Origin of the sequence: Desulfopila sp. IMCC35006 (assembly GCF_005116645.1) — a bacterium.
GTDB lineage: Bacteria > Desulfobacterota > Desulfobulbia > Desulfobulbales > Desulfocapsaceae > Desulforhopalus_A.
The window spans coordinates 16,289-35,360 of sequence record NZ_SWCM01000008.1 but is presented as its reverse complement, the minus strand read 5'-3'; the positions used below and the strand labels follow the sequence as shown (position 1 = coordinate 35,360).

Below are 19,072 nucleotides of genomic sequence, written 5' to 3'. Positions count from 1 at the left end.
GTACAGAGGGGTATGAGATGCCCTTTGCACTGGTGTTCCGCAGCCTGGATGGCTGCGGTCAAGCCCCCAGGGATGGGTTTATGGCGTCCCGTGCAAAGGGCATCTCATACCCCTATATAGCTGAGGTTTAGTAGTAATCACATTAAGTTTTGTGCCATAAAATGTAGCTAAACCAAAATGTTGAAGAATAGGGAGAAAGAATGAACACGCTTTTATACAAAACGTTAAATACTTTGTTTCAGTGCAGAAACATGATTTTTTCATTAGTCTTTTGCGCCATAGCTCTTGTCTCCTGCCAGCCCAACAGAATGACACCGGAACAGATGACCGTAACCGGCCCCAAGGTCAATAATTTCTCGGTAACGGAAGTTGACAAATACCTGCCGGTCGACTGTCTCCTGCCGGGACAGATCAGAAGACTTGGCGGTACGGTCTATCAATCCAGCCGGCGTCCGATCAAAACCACCGCAGGGGATTGCGAGATTCGCGGCGGCGAATATGTCATGCATGACCGGGCGAACTATGCCACCGCGCTGAATGCCTGGCTGCCCCAGGCTCAGGGTGGAGACGCCGAGGCGCAGACCTATGTGGGAGATATTTACCAGCAGGGACTTGGCACCCCACCTCGGTATGACCGCGCGGCAGAGTGGTACCAGAAAGCTGCCGAACAGGGCAACACCCGGGCCCAGATGAGTCTCGGTTTTCTCTATGAGAAAGGGCTCGGCGTCAAGAAAGATCCGGCACAGGCCCACAGCTGGTATCGCAGAGCAAGCGGCATGCAGGATTTTGTCCCGGCAGAAGATGCCAGCCTCACAAGCCTGGAACGCCAGGAGCTTGCCACCCTCAGAAAGGAGGTTTTAAACCAGAAGTCGAGCACCGATGCTCTTAAGCGCCAATTGAAAGAGTCAAATGAGAAACTCGATCGAACCCGACAGCAGCTTGAGCAACGCCAGAAGGTGATGGAATCGGAGAAGAAAACGCTGCTGGAAAAGCGGCACGACCTCGAAAAGAGAAAAAGTTCTGCCGCCGGCATCCCCCAGTCAGAACTGCTGAATCTGGATAAGAAACTGGCCAAACGAGAAGCTGAACTTGAGGGGAAATATGCCGAAATCCAGCGCCTGCGCGCAGAAGTTGACCAGAGCGCACAGGAAGCGGAAAAGTATCACCAGAGCCTGAGCCGACTTCAGGAGAAATTGTCGAATCTGCCGCCGCCTTTCATTGAGATCAACGATCCGACCATTCTGGCCACCCGCAGCGTCCGGCTCGCCTGGGTAGAACCAGAGCAAACGACGCGCATGGTCGCAGGCAGAGTCTGGGCGCCGTCAGGTATTGCACAATTCACCATAAATAACCGGGAAGAGACACTGCAGCCGGACGGAACTTTCACCGCGAAAGTGGCTCTGAGGAGCAGTGGTGACACCGAGGTACAAATCATCGCCCGAGACAGTCGGGGCAAAACGGGGTCAGTGACGTTCAGTCTCAAAGCCCAGGAAAATCCAGGGAGTACCGGGCCGGTTGGACGGACATTTCCCGATGTTGAGTTCGGCAACTATCACGCACTGATCATTGGCAATGACGACTATGCCAGATTACCCAGATTACAAACCCCCATCAAAGATGCACAGGAGATTGGCAAAATTCTCAAAAACAAATATGGTTTCCAGGTAAAAATTCTGCTTAATGCCTCTCGCCTGGAAATCTTTCGAACACTCGAGGAAACCCTCAGGCAGTTGAACGACCATGACAACTTCCTCCTTTATTATGCCGGACACGGCGAACTGGATCCAGTCAATCGCCGCGGCTACTGGCTGCCGGTTGATGCGGATCCGGGCAGCAGAGAAAAATGGATCCCCAATGTGGAAATTACCGATTACCTCAATATCATGACGGCCAAGCAGATCCTGGTAATTGCCGACACCTGCTATTCCGGGATCATGACCCGTTCCGCCATCAGCCCGATGGAGCCGGGGAGTTCAACCGAGGTGCGCCATAATTTTCTGAAAAGGCTGGCAAAGCAGCACGCCCGAATGGTGCTCAGCTCGGGCGAAGAGCAGCCGGTTCTCGACATCGGCGGTGGGGAACACTCGGTCTTTGCCAAGGTACTCATCGATGTATTGCAGAACAACAACGAGGTCATTGAGGGGGTACGCCTCCATCAGCAGATAAATGAACGCGTCTTGTACAGATCCGAGATTTTCGGAATGCCGCAGGTACCGCAATACGCCGCGTTAATTCCGGCGGGACATCAATCAGGTGATTTTATCCTGGTTCCCCAATAATGAGAAGTGTCCGGCTTTTGCTCGGTAAACCGGGTTTAGTGCAGTATCTTATTGGACCAGTGCACGGCAAATTTGACCAGGCCGGTGAAATGCTTGAGCTGCAATTTTTCTTTGAGGTTTTCACGGTAGGTACCGATTGTCTTGATACTGAGATGGAGCCGGTCGGCAATTTCCTTGGTGGAAAAGCCCTCCCCGATCAATCGAAGGACCTCCAGTTCACGGTTGGTGAGAATATCCAGGGGAGACCGGCTGTCGGTATTCTGCTGGCTGGTCATGCGTTTGAACACTTTATCTTTAACCGTGGAGCTGGCATAGATACCACCATGCAAAACACAGCGGATTGCCTCAACTACTAGAGGGATCGCCTCCTGTTTCATGATATAGCCGCTGGCCCCGGCCATAAGTGCCCGCTCAGCGTAAAGAGATTCATCATACATGGAAAGCACCAGCATAGGCAGGGCGTAGTCTTTTTTTATCTCCTGCACGAGATCAATGCCGTTGCCGTCCTTTAAGGAAATATCGACGACAACCAGATCGGGATGTAAACGGTCAATCGCTTCACTGGTTTTTCTTATCGACTCGACACTGCCGCATACCACGAGATCGTCTTCGGTGTTGATCAGCTCACTCATTCCAAGGCAGAAAATGGGGTGATCATCAACAATCAGTATCTTGTGTTTTTTCTGCGGGGCCATCCACTCTCTCCGCTGTACATGTCAGGGATGCATACTTTCCGATTTTTTCATGAAGACATGAATAATCGTTCCGCTTTCACTCTGGCTGGTGATTTCGAGAAAGGCACCAATAACCAGAACCCGGTATTTCATAATCTGCAGGCCAATACCTTTTCCTTGTTGTTTATCATCTATACCTCGGCCGTCGTCAATAATCCAGAGATGAATATATTCATCTTTTTGTTCAAGTGATATATCAATAGACGACGCACCAGAGTGTTTTACCGCGTTATTCACCGCTTCCTGAACGATATAATAGAGATGTGTCGCCAGGGTATTATCGTGAATCTTCAGGGAAGGATCACCACTGAAGCTACAATGGATATTGGTCGCCAACTGCGTCTTGTCCGCAATTTCATTGAGCGCCGACTGCAGCCCATACGCCACCAGATGAACCGGGCAGAGCCCTCTTGCCAGCCCACGCGCTTTGGAGGTTGCTTCCCCTATCAGTTCGACAATTTTTTCAGCCAGACGTTCCCCGTCACCATTATTTTTTTTAATTGTCGTTTTTAAGGCCGAGACAAGTCCACCAATTCCAATGAGATGTGGACAAAGATCATCATGGAGATCCTGCCCGATGGTCTGGCGGACATTGTCGCCAATATCCATTAACTGCCTGGTCAGTCTTTTGGTTTCGGTAATATCACGGAGAATGACCACACTGCCGGCAAGCTGATGCAGATGGTCCCGAAAGGCGGCACCACTGATGCTGACATTGCGGATCTCTCCGGTCTTGGTATATCGCTTCGTTTCTGTTGCCGGCAGAACTGTACCCTGCCGGATGGCTGTGATCATGAGTTCCGTTTCCGGCCAATTTTCCCGGGGGACGAAATGGTCCAGTTTTTTACCAAGGCACTCCTCCAGGCGCCAGCCAAACACGGTACGGAATGCCGGGTTAAAATATGTTACACGGCCTTCCATGTCATAGATAACAATGGGATCAGCGGCAGCTTCCATTACCGAACGATAACGTTCTTCGCTTTCCCTGAGGCTGTTTTCCGCTTCCTGTCGGACCTGAATCTGTTGTTTCAGATTACTGCTGTAGTCACCCAGCTGTTCCATAAACCTGTTGAAAAACATGGCCAGCTGGCCAAGTTCGTCTTTGGAGCTGACCGCCATGCGCAGACTGAAATCACCTTTGCTGGCACTGGTGAATTTTTCCATTAAATTACGTAAAGGGCTGGTAATCGAGTCACTGATCTTAAAGGTCAGCGTCAGAACGAGCAACATGGTGATGATGAATGTAACCACAACCAAGGTTCGAATGGTTCGAAGCGGACCATAGAATTCCTCCTGATAACTGGCCGCGCCGACGATCCAGTCGTAGTCCTCTATATAGCTGAAATAACACAGCTTGGAACGAGGCTCCGTTTCCCCCGGATTCCTCCAGGAATACACCACCCTGCCGTTTTTCTGTTCCAGGATAGAGGCAAGATATTCATTCGGCAATCCCTCCACCGTCAGGATATTGACGCCTTCAAGTTTGGGATGAATAATCGCTTTGCCTTCATTGTTCATGACAAAGGCGTAGCCTGTTTTGCCAAATTTCACATCAAGCACACTTTGTCTGAAGTCATCGACATTGACCAGCCCCTTAAACTCCTCGCGATAAGAAGAAACGGAAATAAACCAGTCCCATGGCTTGAAATGGATCATGTACAGCGCCTTGGGACGACTCTTCTTCTCATCGGGGTTTTTCCAGTCGTATTCAAGATAGCCGCGCTCTTTTACTAACAGATCTCTGACGAAGGAATATTCTGAAACATCGGTTTGCAGCAGGGTTTTTTGCGGATGAACGACGACGATGCCACTGCTGTTCAGGCAGTATATATACCCTGATTCACCAATAGTCTGACTCAGCAGCACCCGCCTGGCCCTTTCTTTAGCTTCCTGTTCAGTGAGGAGACCATTCTGATAATCCAGATAAAGTGATTCGATAATCTGGAGATTTTTTTCAGCAGCGCTACGGAGATAGTTCTTAATAGAGACAGTCAGAGAAGTCGTTACAAGGTTGTAGATTGTGGTTGAGGTGTTGTGCAATTCACTTTCTATATTTTTTTCTATGGTATCACGGGTAATAACATAGACAGTGGCAAAGCCGATAGACAGGGAAAGGGTGAACAAAAGTGAATAGTAGAAAAGAAGCTTGTGACGAATCCGTGTTCCGGCAAACATACCCTCTCCATTCTTTCCAGATAATCAGATCCTGCTCAATCCATCCACATGTCTCAGTTGCATTCTACTGCTAAGACCAAAGACAAGCTAGTGCCTTACAGGTTATTTCCTTGGCATTTATGCACGAAAATAATCTGTAAGGCACATATACCCGACAAGCGAGTACTGAAGAGAGCACCCGTCAAGCGAATACTAAAAAGAGCACCCGTCAAGCGAGTACTAAAAAGAGCACCCGTCAAGCGAGTACTAAAAAGAGTCCCGGCTTTTTTCCCAGCCACCGGGGGTAGTCAGCATCCTTGTTTTTTTGGGATATGGGTATTCAGCCTGAACTGGCTCGAGTCAATTTTTCAGAAAACCATGGGCCTCTTCCGGGCTTTCATAGATATGCGGCGGTACACCTCTTTTTTCCAGGGCGTCGCCCAGTTTGATCCTGAGAAAGGCGCTGGTGGTATATCGGCTGACCTTGGAAAAATAATTCTCCACCAACGTCTGCTGCATCGCTGCATAGTCGTCAATCAGGTCTGCATCGATGACAAACTGATCGTAGTTGCCGATGGCTGGGACCCTTCTACCCAGGGGTTTGAGAAGACGGGCAATAGTATCTCCGATTGCATTGACATCATCGATGGATTTGACCGTATATCCGGCAAGATTAGCAAACAGAGTTTCGGTATCGTGATCAAAGGTGATCCGGTCTTCAACGGAAATATTCAGGAGATCATCCTTCAACTCCATCTTAACGGGTCTAAATATCCGTGCGTCCATTCGTTTGAGCGGCTCGCGGATAACCGGCCTGAAATCCATGTGATCGAGAATGTCTTTCTGAAGATCCAGGCCGGGGGCGATTTCAATCAGTTCGGGCCCCTCTGTTCCCAACTCGAAGACGCATCGTTCCGTGATATAGAGAATTTTCCGCTTTGATTTTGCCCCGTAAGAACCGCTGAAGGTAATATGATTCACCTGATCAACGAATTTTCTCAAACGACCTTCTTCCTTGATAATGAGTCGGCCGTCATCGATCGCATATTTCATGCCCCCGGCGGTGAATGTGCCCATGAAGACGACCTTTTTGGAATTCTGGCTGATATTAATGAATCCCCCGGCCCCGGACAGTTTCTTGCCGAACTTGCTCACGTTGACATTCCCGGCCCGGTCCGCCTCGGCCATGCCCAGGAAGGCCACGTCCACGCCGCCACCGTTATAAAAATCGAATTGATATGGCTGATCGATGATGGCGGTGGCGTTGGTGGCTGCCCCGAAATTGCCCCCTCCGGCCGGAAGCCCGCCGATGACTCCCGGCTCGGCCGTCATGGTCATAAAATCGAGAATCTGCTCCTCGTTGGCCACGCTGGCAATGCCTTCCGGTACCCCGATGCCGAGATTCACCACACAGTTTGGTTTGATCTCAAAAGCCGCGCGTCTGGCAATAATCTTTCGACAACATAATTCCATCGATGGGATCGCGTCCATGGGAACCTCCATTTCCCCACTGAAGGCGGGATTGTAGAGCTCTCCCAATGTCTGCCAGTGGTTTTCAGGACGGGCCACCACCACGCAGTCGACAAGGATCCCGGGAATCTTCACCTGCCGTGAATTGAGGGTCCCAGCCCGGCATACCCGCTCAACCTGGGCGATGACCAGTCCACCGGAATTTCTCGCGGCCATGGCGATGGAAAGGGACTCCAAGGTCAGGGCCTCTTTCTCCATAGTGATATTACCATTGGTGTCGGCTGTCGTTCCCCGGATAACCGCAATATTGATCGGCAGGGTTTTATAATAAAGATATTCTTTGCCATCTATCTCCATCAGCCGGACTATATCGTCGGTGGTCTTGTCGTTGAGCTTGCCGCCACCGTTACGGGGATCGACAAAGGTTCCCAGGCCGACATCGGAGAATATACCGGATTTCTGCGAGGCAATGTTGCGATACATATGACTGATAATGCCCTGAGGCAGGTTATACGCCACCACCTTATTTTCCACAACCAGCCGCTGGATGTTGGGGGCCAGCCCCCAGTGACCGCCGATGATACGTTTAATGAGGCCTTCGTGGGCCAGATGGTTAAGGCCTTTATTGGTATCATTGCCGGGGCCGGTGGCAACGGCGAACATCAGGGTCAGGTCTTTTGGGGCCCCTGTTTCGAGATGGTATTGTTCCAGTGCCGCGGCGATCTCCTCACATACGCCGATACAGGCAAAACCGCCGAACGCGACGGTATCGTTGTCCCTGATCATGCGAACAGCCTCTTCCGCGGTAACGATTTTATCCTTCTTGGTATAGGTTGACTGGAACTGATTGAGCAGGGTTTTGAATGTCCTGGTTTGCGTAAAAGGCTTTTCCATCGGCATCGAGACTCTCCAACATGCCCCAGGAATACCGGAGCATAGCAATAGGTTTAATCTAGGAAGCTTACCTTGACACGTACTACTACCAATCTTTACAGCACCGGCACAGATTTTCTCATTGTCTCCTTGACCTGACCCGGACCACTACAGAGCACGATGACATCGTTTCGTTCATACCAGACGCCGTCTGCATCCATTTTGAATTTCGATTCCGTGTCCGGAACCTGTTTATACCCACAGAAATTTTCATGCTTCTTTCTCCAAACAAATAGATGTTGTCTGCTGAAAGCACCCGGCACGTCAGAGGCGACGGGGAGACCCGGCCCAATCAGCCGGAGAGGCGCTCAACCAGGATCTCAGTAATATCCCGAGGCCTTAAACTTTCCTCGACATTTGCCCCCTTCACCCCATCTTCGAACATGGTCAGACAGAACGGACAATTAGAAAGCAGTGTCTGCGCACCAGTCGCAGCGGCCATTTCCACTCTTTTAATATTAATTCTCGTACCGAGTTTCTCCTCAGCCAGAATCCTGCCCCCACCGGCACTGCAGCAAAATGCCTGGTCGCGGTTTTTCGCCATTTCGACGATGTGCCCTCCCGCCGCTTTAATCAGCTGTCGAGGTGCTGCATAGATACCGTTATGGCGGCCGAGATAGCAGGAATCATGATAGGTGCAGTCAAAGCTCTCCGGCCTGAGTGGTAATTTGCCTTCTTGTACCAGCCCGGCCAGGAAAACTGCATGGGATTCCACGTGGGCGGTCAGGCCAAGATCCCGGTAGTCTTTTGCTAAGGTGTTGAAACAGTGCGGGCAGGACGTGACGATTTTCGTAACGCCATATTTTTGCAGGGTCTCGATATTCTCCACAGCCAGAGTCTGATAGAGATATTCGTTGCCCATCTTGCGTACCGGTTCACCGCAACACTTTTCTTCCTTGCCGAGAATGCCGACTTTAATATCTGCGGCATGACACAGGGTGACGAAATCCCTGGCAACTTTCATGTTGCGCTTGTCAAAACTTGCGTAACAGCCAACAAAATAAAGAACATCGACATGAGGATCATCGGCAAGACTTGGCACATTCAAGCCCTCCGCCCAATCGCCCCGGGCAGCATAGCCCATCCCCAAAGGATTGCCGTTCACTTCGACCTGCTCCATCGCGGCCATGACTTCCTCGCCGGGAAATTCTCCCTCCATCAGCACCAGGTTGCGTCGCATTTCGATGATCTTATTGACATGTTCGATCGAGGCCGGACATATATCCTGACAGGCACAGCAGGTCGTACAGGACCAGATGGCATCTTTCGTCACGGCATCGATAAGATCCATTGCCGGATTGGTCGCGGCGATCTCGCCTATTCGATTGATAAGCTTCATCGGGGAAAGAGGTTTGTCCGTGGCAAATGCCGGGCACCTGTCCTGACAACGCTTACAGAGCGTACAGGCGTCGCTGTCAAAGATATCCTTCCAGCTCAGCTCGGTTACCTGCCGGGCGCCAAAGGTCTCTATCTCTTCATTCTCCAGATCAACGGTGACAAGTTTGCCGACGGGACCACGGTCAGCAAAAAAATAGTTCATGCTCGTGGTCAGCATATGCCGAAACTTAGTGTACGGAATCAAAGAGATAAACAGCATCGCCAGCAGCAGATGCAGCCACCAGAGCCCCCTGTGCAAGGTGAGCAGAGATGGCTCCGTCATAGACACTCCCAGTCCTTTTGCAACCACCAGCCCAAGCGGCGACCAGTAAGAGAGAGGAGAATTGATTTCGGTGACTGCCATTCTTGCTCCCTCTATCAAAAAACCAGTCAACAGGATTGTAAATAAGAGAGAATGCATAATGACATCATCACGCTTGGTCTCAAGTCCCTGAGGCCGGACGATCCAACGGCGTACCAGCAGGCCGGACAGCATCAGTATTGCCGCGCCGCCGGCGATATCCAGAACAATACTGAAAATTTTATAGAAGGTACCTTTGAGGAAGACGACATCAAATAGCAGGTGGGTAAAGTCAGCCTGGACCACGATGAGCGACGTCCCGATAAAAAGCGCCACAAATCCCCAGAAAAAAATGGCGTGGGCAACTCCCGGCCCCTTCACTCGCAGCACCCGGGTCTGCAGCAACACGTTGCGCACCATTGCCGCCAGCCTGACCGCCGGTTGATCGCTTCGCTTGAGGGGCTGACCCAATCGATAGATCCTGATGCGCCGGAAGGCGCCATAGACAAGGACAGAAACAGCCGCAAGGGCCAGCAGATACATGGGTGCGAGGGTCGTTACCCCATGGCCCACGTTCCAGTAAATTTCACGGGTGAATTCCATCACGATCTCCGAATGTTTTACGTGCAAGTTTTTGTAGAGAAAAGGAATGGCTCAAAGCCATTCCTTTTCTCTTCTTAACGGGTCAGACCCGCGCCGATAACAATACGCTGAACCTCACTTGTGCCCTCGTAAATCTCGGTGATCTTGGCATCACGCATCATTCTCTCTACGGGGAAATCGCGGGTATAGCCGTAGCCGCCATGCAGCTGCACAGCCTGGGTGGTAATCTTCATTGCGGTTTCACTGGCAAAAAGTTTGGCCATGGCCGACTCCTGGGAGTAAGACAGGCCATTGCTGGCACGGTAGGCGGCGTTATAGACCAGCAGCCTTGCCGCTTCGATCTGGGTCGCCATGTCGGCCAATTGAAACTGAACCCCCTGGAAGGCGCTGAGCGGCTTGTTGAACTGCTCCCTGTCGGTGACATATTTAACGGTGGCATCGAGTGCGCCCTGGGCAATGCCAAGGGCCTGAGAAGCAATACCGATCCGCCCGCCATCCAGAGTTTTCATGGCAACCTTGAAGCCCTTGCCTTCTTCGCCCAGTAAATTTTCCAGCGGCACCTGGCAATTTTCAAAGACCAGCTCCATGGTTGGCGATGAGCGAATGCCCATTTTTTTCTCTTTTTTGCCGAAACTGAATCCTGGAGTCCCTTTTTCGATAATGAAGGCACTGATCCCGTGATGCTTCTCGGCGTTTCTGTCTGTCCTGGCAAAAACGACGTAGATATCTGCCTCTCCGGCATTCGTTATAAAAATCTTACTGCCGTTGACGAGCCAGTTACCACCTTCTCGCATAGCGGTTGTTTTCGTTCCCCCCGCATCGGATCCGGCGGAGGGTTCGGTCAGCCCGAAAGCTCCCATGGCCTCGCCCGAGGCGAGTGGCGTAAGAAATTTCTTTTTCTGTTCATCGGTGCCGAAAAGATTGATGGGATTAGAGCCGAGCGAGAGGTGGGCAGACAGCGTTACGCCGGTTGAGGCACAGACTCTAGACAACTCTTCCACCGCGATCGCATAGCTGATATAATCGGCTCCTGCTCCCCCGTATTCCTCGGGAAAGACGATGCCTGTAAGGCCAAGATCGGCAAGTCTTGTAAACATCAGATCACGATCAAAAAGCTCCTGCTCATCACGCTCGTCAGCCGATGGCGCGAGTTCCGTCTCTGCAAAAGTTCTTACCATGTCGCGGATGAGATTTTGTTCTTCGGTTAATTCAAAGTTCATCGTATTGCTCCCATTGGTTGGTTTTTGGCTCTATCGATTAATTCCGTGGTTCAAATTCTTACGACACCATCAATATTGATAAAATCCTCTGCCAGTTTTACGACCGAGCCAGCCGGTCTCCACATACTGGCGAAGCAGAGGGCAGGGGCGATATTTCGGATCGCCGAAACCCTGGTGCAGGGTAGTCAGAATGGCCAGACACGTATCAAGGCCAATGAGATCGGCCAGCGCCAGCGGTCCCATGGGGTGGTTCATGCCAAGCTTCATCACCGTGTCGATGGACTCCTTGCTGCCAACGCCCTGAAAGAGGCAGAATATCGCTTCATTGATCATCGGCAGCAGGATCCTGTTGGCAATAAAACCGGGAAAATCACTGGCGACTGCTGGAGTTTTGCCCATTTTTTCGGCAAGTTCTACGGTTGTCCGGTACGTCTCATCAGAGGTGGAAAGGGCCCGGATAACCTCAACCAGTTTCATCACCGGCACCGGATTCATAAAATGCATGCCGATGATCTTATCGGGTCTTCTCGTCCGGGAGGCTATACGACCAATAGGGATCGAAGAGGTATTGGAGGAGAGGATCGCATGGGGTGGGCACACTTCGTCGAGCCGGGAAAAAATCTTGAATTTTATTTCCTCATTCTCAGAAGCTGCTTCAACGACAAAGTCGGCCGATTTCATTCTGGTCATATCGGTACTGGGGGTGATCCGGTCAAGGATACCCTGCACTTCACTGTCGGTTATTTTTCCCTTTTCTGCACTGCGACGCAGGTTTTTGGTTATTGCCGCCATCCCCCGTTCAACGAATTCAGTGGAGATATCATGAAGAATGACCTGCATCCCGTTTACTGCTGCCACCTGGGCTATTCCCCCGCCCATCTGACCTGCCCCGATAACACCAAATGTCTCTACCTGCATGATCTGCTCCTCTATTTGTTTACGGCGAGCCAAAATCGTTCTGTTTATCCCGCCCTGTCTGAATTCTGAATTACGATGAACTCGTAAAAAGTCTAACTATAAGATGGCTAAGTAAAAAACTGCAGATGCGAGGCGCGCAAAATATCTCTCATTTCGGCGTACTAACGTACGTCGTAAGGAGAGATATTTTGTAGCAACGAAGCAGATGAAGGATTTTTACGACGCCATCACTTATTGCTCACCACCATGGCCATACCCATGCCGCCGCCGATACACATGCTGATCAGCCCGGTTGCGCAGTTGTTGCGCTGCATCTGGCTGATCGTGGTGATCATCTGCCTGGCCCCGGTACAGCCAACAGGATGGCCCATGGAGATTGCACTGCCAAGCTGGTTTGGTTTTTCAACTTCAATGCCGAGTTCGAGCATGCAACCGATCGCCTGGGAGGCAAAAGCCTCGTTAAGCTCGATCAGTTCCATATCAGCAATGGTCATTTTTGCCTGTTTCAGAGCACGATTGATGGCCGGAACCGGCCCAAGGCCCATGAACGCCGGGTCAAGTCCCCCGGAGGCGAAACTCTCAATAGTCAGGAGCGGTTTCAGGTCAAGCTGCCGTGCCTTCTTTTCACTCATCAGCAGTACCGCCGCTGCACCGTCGTTGATACCGGAGGCATTGCCCGCGGTGACGGTTCCATTTTCAGCAAATACCGGCCTGAGCCTGGCAAGTTTTTCCATGTCGGTGACCATCGGTCGTTCGTCACGGTCAATGATGATATCCCCTTTGCGGGACGACACACTCACCGGAACGATCTCCTCGGCAAAATACCCTTTGTTAATTCCCGCCATTGCTCTCGCATGACTGAGACAGGCCAGTCGGTCCTGATCTTCACGGCTGATTTTGTACTTCCTGGCGATATTTTCCGCGGTAACCCCCATATGGTAGCCATAGAAAATTTCATACAGGGCGTCATAGACCATCAGATCAAGGACCTCGCCAACCCCGGTGAGTTCCATACGATAGCCCCAGCGCGCTTTACTCAGCGCCATCGGCGCCTGGCTCATGTTCTCCTGGCCGCCGGCCAGCACCACATCCGCCTGGCCGGTCATGATCGACTGGGCCGCGAGAGCAATCGCCTTCAGTCCCGAACCGCACACTTTGTTGACCCCGAACGCAGGGGTTTCCTTACATATTCCTGCCCTGATCATTGCCTGCCGCGCAGGATTCTGCCCTTGCCCTGCCTGCAGCACATTGCCCATGATGACTTCATCTATGGCAATCGCTCTTGCCCCTGTGTCCCATTTGGCGTATTTGTTCTCCAGGGGTATGTCTTCCTGGTTGGCCAGTTTCCTGGGTACCGTCTCGTTGAAATCGATTCCCTGAACCGGGCGCAGGCCAACCTTCTCTAAAGTATTACGCAAGACCAGAGCCCCCAGGTCAACCACCGGAACATCTTTCAAAGTACCGCCAAACGCGCCTACTGCCGTCCTGCATCCACTGACAATAACAACTTTATTCATGTGTTTATCGCTCCAGTAAGGGGTTGATCGAGATGACGCACTTGCATCACACTTGCCGGCACATTGTGGTTAACCAGTCCTGCTCAACGCACATGGCGATCCTGGCCAAACCATTCCTGATGCCGCAGTTTCGCTTTCATGGTTTTGCCGGTTGCCGTTTTCGGCAGCTGGCAGAATTCAACAGTTTTGGGTGATTTATACTCTGCATGATTTTTCCGGCAGAAATCGATAATTTCTTCCCCGGTGGGATTTGTACCATATTTGGGAACGACAAAGGCTTTCGGCACTTCCCCCCAGACTGGATCGGGGATTGCCACCACGGCAACTTCGAGCACGTCAGGATGCTGGTAGATAATATCCTCAATTTCAATGGAAGAGATGATGTCGCTTCCCCTGGCTATGATATCGCTGGCTCGATCCATTAACTGGATATATCCATCGGGATGTATGACCCCCAGATCACCGCTGTGAAACCAGCCGTCCTGGAAAGCCCTTTCCGTTGCTTCCTGATCCTTGTAATAGCCGAGCATGACATTGTTGCCCCGCATCACCACCTCCCCCATGGTATGCCCATCAGCCGGCACTGGCTGCATCGTCAGTGGATCAACCACTTCCATATGGATACTGGTGGTATACGCAACCCCCTGTCTCGCTTTCATTCTCGATACTTTTTCAGGATCAAGCTCAATCCACGATGGTTGCCAGGCACAGACACTGTGGGGGCCGTGAAGCTCAGTCAGACAATAGACATGGGTGACATTTGCCCCGAGTTCCTCCATCCCCTGAATGATCGTAGGTGAAGGAGAGGCCCCGGCGGTAAGGATTTCCAGGGGACGGCGCAGTCTCACCCTGGCCGCCTCTGGAGAGCAGATCATCCTGAGCAGGGTCGTAGGCGCAGCACAGAGATGGGATACATTTTCCTTTTCGATAAATTTGAAAATGTCTGTCGGCAGGCATTGCCGCAGACAGACATGGGTTGCCCCCACCGCGGTGACCGCCCATGGAAAACTCCAGCCATTACAATGAAACATCGGCAGGGTCCAGAGATAGACAGAGTCTGGTTTCAGTGAAGACTCGACGATCTCGCCCAGAGTGTGCAGATAGGTAGAGCGGTGACTGTACATAACCCCTTTCGGTTTGCCTGTCGTTCCGGAGGTATAATTGATGGAGATCAACGCATTTTCATCGATGATAGTTTCAACCACGGGCGGTGTCTTCACACTCCCCACGAGAAAAGTTTCATATTCCGGGCCTCGCAGCAGGATTGAGCAGCTGTTTTCACAGATGTTGACGAACAGCTTGACCTTGGCAAAGTCGCCGACCACAGGAAGGATCTGAGCTATATATTCGTTGTCGACAAAAACAGCTTTCGCGTCGGAATGATTGACAATATGGAGGTATTCCTGGCTCGATAACTGGGTATTTACACATACTAAAATAGCACCAATCATAGGTATGGCGTAATGCGCCTCGAGCAGAGGCGGGGTATTGGGACAGATGAACACCACCTTGTCGCCGGGCCCGATTCCCTGCGCCAGCAGCGCATTTGCCAGCTGGTGGATGCGTTCCTGAAATTCACGGTAGCTGTACCTGCGATCGCCATAGACCACGGCAACCTTGTTCGGATAGACCCGAACGCTCCGGGTGAGAAACGAAACCGGGCTGAGCATGTCACTATTTACACTTTGCCTGAACATCCATAGACCTCTGTGGGGTGTTGGCTGTTAAAAATAAAGCCATTTGCGAAAAAAATATTTCTCACCTGATGTCTCGCGGCATCATGTATGGAAAGCACAGTATTTGATCTGCACACGTCAGGCAATCGGCATAGAACCTATTTCCATCTGCAAAAAAACCTGAGAAGGTATAGGTTCTAAACCTAGGAGGGGGGATATCGACTTGAGGGCTGTCTTGTGACAGAAAAAAGGCAGACTTAATAAAGGCGCTGAAAGGCAGATGCCTTGAAAACAGCAACTATCCTGTTACCCGGGCGGATATCCAGTTCATCCAGCGACTGGGGGACGATTTCAGCGATGAGGGTATTGCCCTGGCAGTCGAGCTCGACGCCTACCAGCCAGTCTGTCTGGTAGGTCTTACGCACGATACATGGCAGCATATTGCGGGCGCTTGTTGCCTCCGGATGTTTTTTAAAGAGCAGAATATCCCTGCTGTTCAGACCAAATTCACCCGCGGCCGGGTTCTCCGTTTTAACCAGCATCAGGGGAACCTCTCCCCAGCGATAGCTGAGCAGTTTGCCGAGATCATGTGGCGATTCAAGGTGCAGGAGATTGGTGTAGCCCCGCCCCCCGCTGCCGTGGCTTGTCCGGGCCAGCTCTTCTGTTGGCACCTGTTGTTCAACCAGGCCGTGCTGCATGACCAGCACTTCTTCGGTCATCATGCGCATTTCCTGCAGGCTGTGGCTGATGAAAAGCATGGGGATCGAAAATTCGGCGAAAACCCGGCGCAGATGCGGAATGATTTGATATTTCAGCATGCCGTCCAGGCCGGACAGCGGTTCATCCAGGAGAATGAGATGCGGACAGGCCAGAATCGTCCTGCCAAGCGCAACCCGCTGCCGCTCCCCACCGGAGAGTTTCGCCACACTGCGATCCAGAAGCTGGCCAATCTGCAGGGCCATGATAAGCTGGTCCGGGTCAATATTTCTTTGTGCAAGTGGAATTCGATGTAACCCGTAAAACAGGTTTTTCTTCACGCTCATATGGGGGAAGAGATGGGCATGTTGAAAAACAACACCAACCCGACGCGCGTCAGGCGGAAGATTGATTCCCGCCTGCCGGTCAAAAAGGGTCAGCCCGTTCAGTTTGATTTTCCCATCATCAGGCTGGAGCAGTCCGGCAAGCATGTGCATCAGCGATGTCTTGCCACTGCCGGAAGGCCCGAAAACGCCGCATTTGTCTGATTTCAGGGAGAAGGCGATCCGACACTGAAAATCACCAAAGTTTTTTTCCACATCAACTTCCAGCAACATGATCTATCTCCTCGCCAGCCTGCGGTTTGCGCCTTCGCCAATGAGCAGCACGACAAAAGACAGAAGGATCGATACCAGGCAGAGGGACAGCGCCATGCTGTCCCCGCCCGGGGTGCTGGTATATTGATAAATAGCCAAAGGGATAGTCTGGGTCACTCCCGGCATGTTCCCGGCCAGCACGATGGTGGCGCCAAATTCGCCCAGGCTTCTGGCGAACATCAGGGTTGTACCGGCCAGGATAGCGCGGCTGCACAGCGGGATGGTGATGGTGAAAAGGGTGTCCCACCATTTTGCCCCGAGGGTCCGCGACGCCTGGATATACTGCCGGTCAATACCTTCCAGGCCGATGCGGATGGAGCGGACAAGAAGCGGAAAACCAACGACCGCCGATGCTATGACGGCACCACGCAGGGTAAAGATAATCCGAATATCAAAGAGCCCGAGCAGATGACCCAGCCAGCCATGACGCCCAAAGAGCAGCAGCAGCAGATACCCGGTAACAACCGGCGGCAAAACCAGCGGCAGATTGACTATCCCTTCCAGCATCGCCTTGCCGCGGATATCGGTCAAAGCGAGCAGATAGGCAACACCAAATCCGGCCGGTAACGCAAGTATCGTCGCCGTTACGGCTACCTGCAATGATAAGTTGATCGCCTGAAGGTCGGCTGGGCTGAGGGATACCATGTCCTGTTCCTCGGGTATTGGATATGCTGATTTGAAAAAATGAATACCTAATTAGACTCAAAACCATATTTGTTCAGAATGGCTATCGCTTCCGGACTCGTCAGATAGGCATAAAATTCCTTGGCCAGCGCATTTTGGGCACCTGTTATGGTCAGAGCCATTGGGTAGGAGACCCGATCATACAACGTATCCGGCACAGTAAAGAGAATTATGGCATTGGTGGCGAGCAGTGCATCGGTCCGGTAGACAAATGCCCCGTCCACCTCACCCCGATCGGCATAGAGCAGGGCCTGGCGGACATCTTTGGCCATAACCAGTTTCTTTTCCTGTTCGAGGGTGGTGTACACACCAACGTGCTCCATGGCCTGCCTGGCATACTGCCCGGCCGGAACATTCTGGGGACTGCCTAAAGCGATGCGATCGAGGGTGGCCAGAGATTGCATGGAAAGATCAGTGGCCTTCTTTTCGCCAACAAATACCAGTTTATTATAGGCAAAAACTCGATCGGTTCCCGGTTCAATGAGCTGTTTTTCAAGAAGATATTTCATCCATTTGGGATTGGCCGAAACATATATGTCGGCCGGAGCCCCCTGCTCGATCTGCTTTGCCAGGCTGCCGGAGGAGGCGAAATTCGGTTGGAATTCTGCTTCAGGATGTTGTGCGGTGAATCCTGCGGTTATCGCGTTAAAGGCATCAGTCATGCTTGCCGCAACCGAGAGATGAACGATTCGCGCCTGGGCACCCACCAGCGTACAAATCTGAAACAACAGGACGGCAAAAAGCATTTTAACTTTCATAACGAGCTCCTCTTCTGGGCAATTGTGTCGATTTTTCTGATATGTAGTCGATAGCTTATACTATAGCCAGCAGGACATCAGAGGCCTTGATAATGGCCGAGATCTCACCCCCAACAGCAAGTCCCAGTCTTTGAACGCTGGCCGAAGTGATAATCGAGGTAACGGTGCTGCCACCGGGCAGATCAACGGTGACCTCGTCGTTCACCGCACCGGGGATTATAGTGCTGATGACCCCGGTGAGAATATTACGAGCCGATATCTTCTGCGGTTCAATGTCGCTGCCGAGAAGAACAGACGACGCCTTGACGATTGCCATTACCTCTTTGCCAGGCGCAAGTTCAAGGCGCTTCACAGAGCTACCGGTAATGACGGAGCTGATTTTGTCACCGCCCTTGAGCTGAAGGTTGATGACGCTGTTGACTGCCCCTTGCTCAACACCGACAACTCTTCCAAGCCAAACATTCCGGGCGCTGAGCTTCATCTCTATCCTCCGTAACGTTTTCAAGGTCTCCAGGGCTTCCCGGGGATTTTCGCCAAAAAACTGCATAAACAGGGCAAATTCCTTTTGCAGCATATCGATGCGTCCAAGGAGTTTTTGCCCTTCCTCGGTCAGAACCGACCCACCTCCCCCACTGCCGCCCGCTCGCTTGACAACCAACGGGTAAGGCAGAAGATTGTTGATCTGGTCAAGCTTCTGCCAGGCGGATTTATACTGTATGCCAAGCACCTGAGCCGCACTGTTGATCGACCCGGTCCGCTCAAGCGCCTGAAGTAATAAAACTGCCGGTCTTGCGGCAGTCCAGCCCATGATTTGATAAATGATATCGTCAGACTCCGGTACTCGCTCGGCCATGAATTCCCCCGATGTACTTTTCGTTATCCTTTTTCGACATAACGATTAATGGAAAAGTATGTCTGAGGCAAAGCAAAATGCAGGCCAAAGGCAAAAAAACGACAACACGTGAACAGGAAAAACCGTAACCCGCCAACTATACTATAAAATGCAGAAAATAAAGTGGCATGTCGAGAGGGTAAGCAATCCCCCAACCCGTGCGAGCAAAAAAAATTCTCAACTTCCTTTCTCAACCATTTGCGA

The 19,072-nt window shown here is 51.7% G+C and carries 13 protein-coding genes; 1 reads left to right on the top strand and 12 read right to left on the bottom strand.

The window, feature by feature from the left end; all coding sequences use genetic code 11:
- Positions 1–251 precede the first annotated feature (251 nt).
- Complete coding sequence (locus FCL47_RS14260) at positions 252–2,279, top strand: caspase family protein (protein ID WP_205747328.1); 2,028 nt, start codon at positions 252–254, stop codon at positions 2,277–2,279.
- A gap of 35 nt (positions 2,280–2,314) precedes the next feature.
- Here the strand turns inward: FCL47_RS14260 and FCL47_RS14255 are convergent, their stop codons facing one another.
- The 12 genes from FCL47_RS14255 to FCL47_RS14200 all read right to left on the bottom strand — a co-directional run bounded on the left by FCL47_RS14255 (position 2,315) and on the right by FCL47_RS14200 (position 18,829).
- Entirely contained in the window at positions 2,315–2,974 is a 660-nt protein-coding gene (locus tag FCL47_RS14255) for a response regulator transcription factor (protein ID WP_136814194.1), read from the bottom strand.
- 21 nt (positions 2,975–2,995) lie between these two features.
- Entirely contained in the window at positions 2,996–5,188 is a 2,193-nt protein-coding gene (locus FCL47_RS14250; RefSeq protein ID WP_136814193.1) for a cache domain-containing protein, read from the bottom strand.
- A 339-nt stretch (positions 5,189–5,527) separates the two neighbouring features.
- Complete coding sequence (locus tag FCL47_RS14245; RefSeq protein ID WP_136814362.1) at positions 5,528–7,531, bottom strand: acyl CoA:acetate/3-ketoacid CoA transferase; 2,004 nt, start codon at positions 7,529–7,531, stop codon at positions 5,528–5,530.
- Between the two features lie 331 nt (positions 7,532–7,862).
- Positions 7,863–9,851 (bottom strand): heterodisulfide reductase-related iron-sulfur binding cluster, encoded by a 1,989-nt coding sequence (locus FCL47_RS14240; RefSeq protein WP_136814192.1) that lies wholly within the window; start codon positions 9,849–9,851, stop codon positions 7,863–7,865.
- 74 nt (positions 9,852–9,925) lie between these two features.
- Positions 9,926–11,071, bottom strand: coding sequence for an acyl-CoA dehydrogenase (locus tag FCL47_RS14235; RefSeq protein WP_136814191.1), 1,146 nt, complete (start codon positions 11,069–11,071; stop codon positions 9,926–9,928).
- Positions 11,072–11,140: 69 nt separating this feature from the next.
- Positions 11,141–11,989: a 3-hydroxybutyryl-CoA dehydrogenase gene (locus FCL47_RS14230; RefSeq protein WP_136814190.1), complete on the bottom strand. Its 849-nt coding sequence runs from the start codon at positions 11,987–11,989 to the stop codon at positions 11,141–11,143.
- A 227-nt stretch (positions 11,990–12,216) separates the two neighbouring features.
- A complete protein-coding gene (locus FCL47_RS14225; protein ID WP_136814189.1) occupies positions 12,217–13,506 on the bottom strand; it encodes an acetyl-CoA C-acetyltransferase in 1,290 nt (429 codons plus the stop codon).
- 83 nt (positions 13,507–13,589) lie between these two features.
- A complete protein-coding gene (locus tag FCL47_RS14220; RefSeq protein ID WP_136814188.1) occupies positions 13,590–15,203 on the bottom strand; it encodes an AMP-binding protein in 1,614 nt (537 codons plus the stop codon).
- A 236-nt stretch (positions 15,204–15,439) separates the two neighbouring features.
- Complete coding sequence (gene modC / locus FCL47_RS14215; protein WP_136814187.1) at positions 15,440–16,495, bottom strand: molybdenum ABC transporter ATP-binding protein; 1,056 nt, start codon at positions 16,493–16,495, stop codon at positions 15,440–15,442.
- 3 nt (positions 16,496–16,498) lie between these two features.
- A complete protein-coding gene (gene modB, locus FCL47_RS14210) occupies positions 16,499–17,179 on the bottom strand; it encodes a molybdate ABC transporter permease subunit (RefSeq protein ID WP_136814186.1) in 681 nt (226 codons plus the stop codon).
- 47 nt (positions 17,180–17,226) lie between these two features.
- Positions 17,227–17,976: a molybdate ABC transporter substrate-binding protein gene (gene modA / locus FCL47_RS14205; protein WP_136814185.1), complete on the bottom strand. Its 750-nt coding sequence runs from the start codon at positions 17,974–17,976 to the stop codon at positions 17,227–17,229.
- A 55-nt stretch (positions 17,977–18,031) separates the two neighbouring features.
- On the bottom strand, positions 18,032–18,829 hold the full coding sequence (locus FCL47_RS14200; protein WP_136814184.1) for a TOBE domain-containing protein: 798 nt from the start codon (positions 18,827–18,829) through the stop codon (positions 18,032–18,034).
- Positions 18,830–19,072 lie beyond the last annotated feature (243 nt).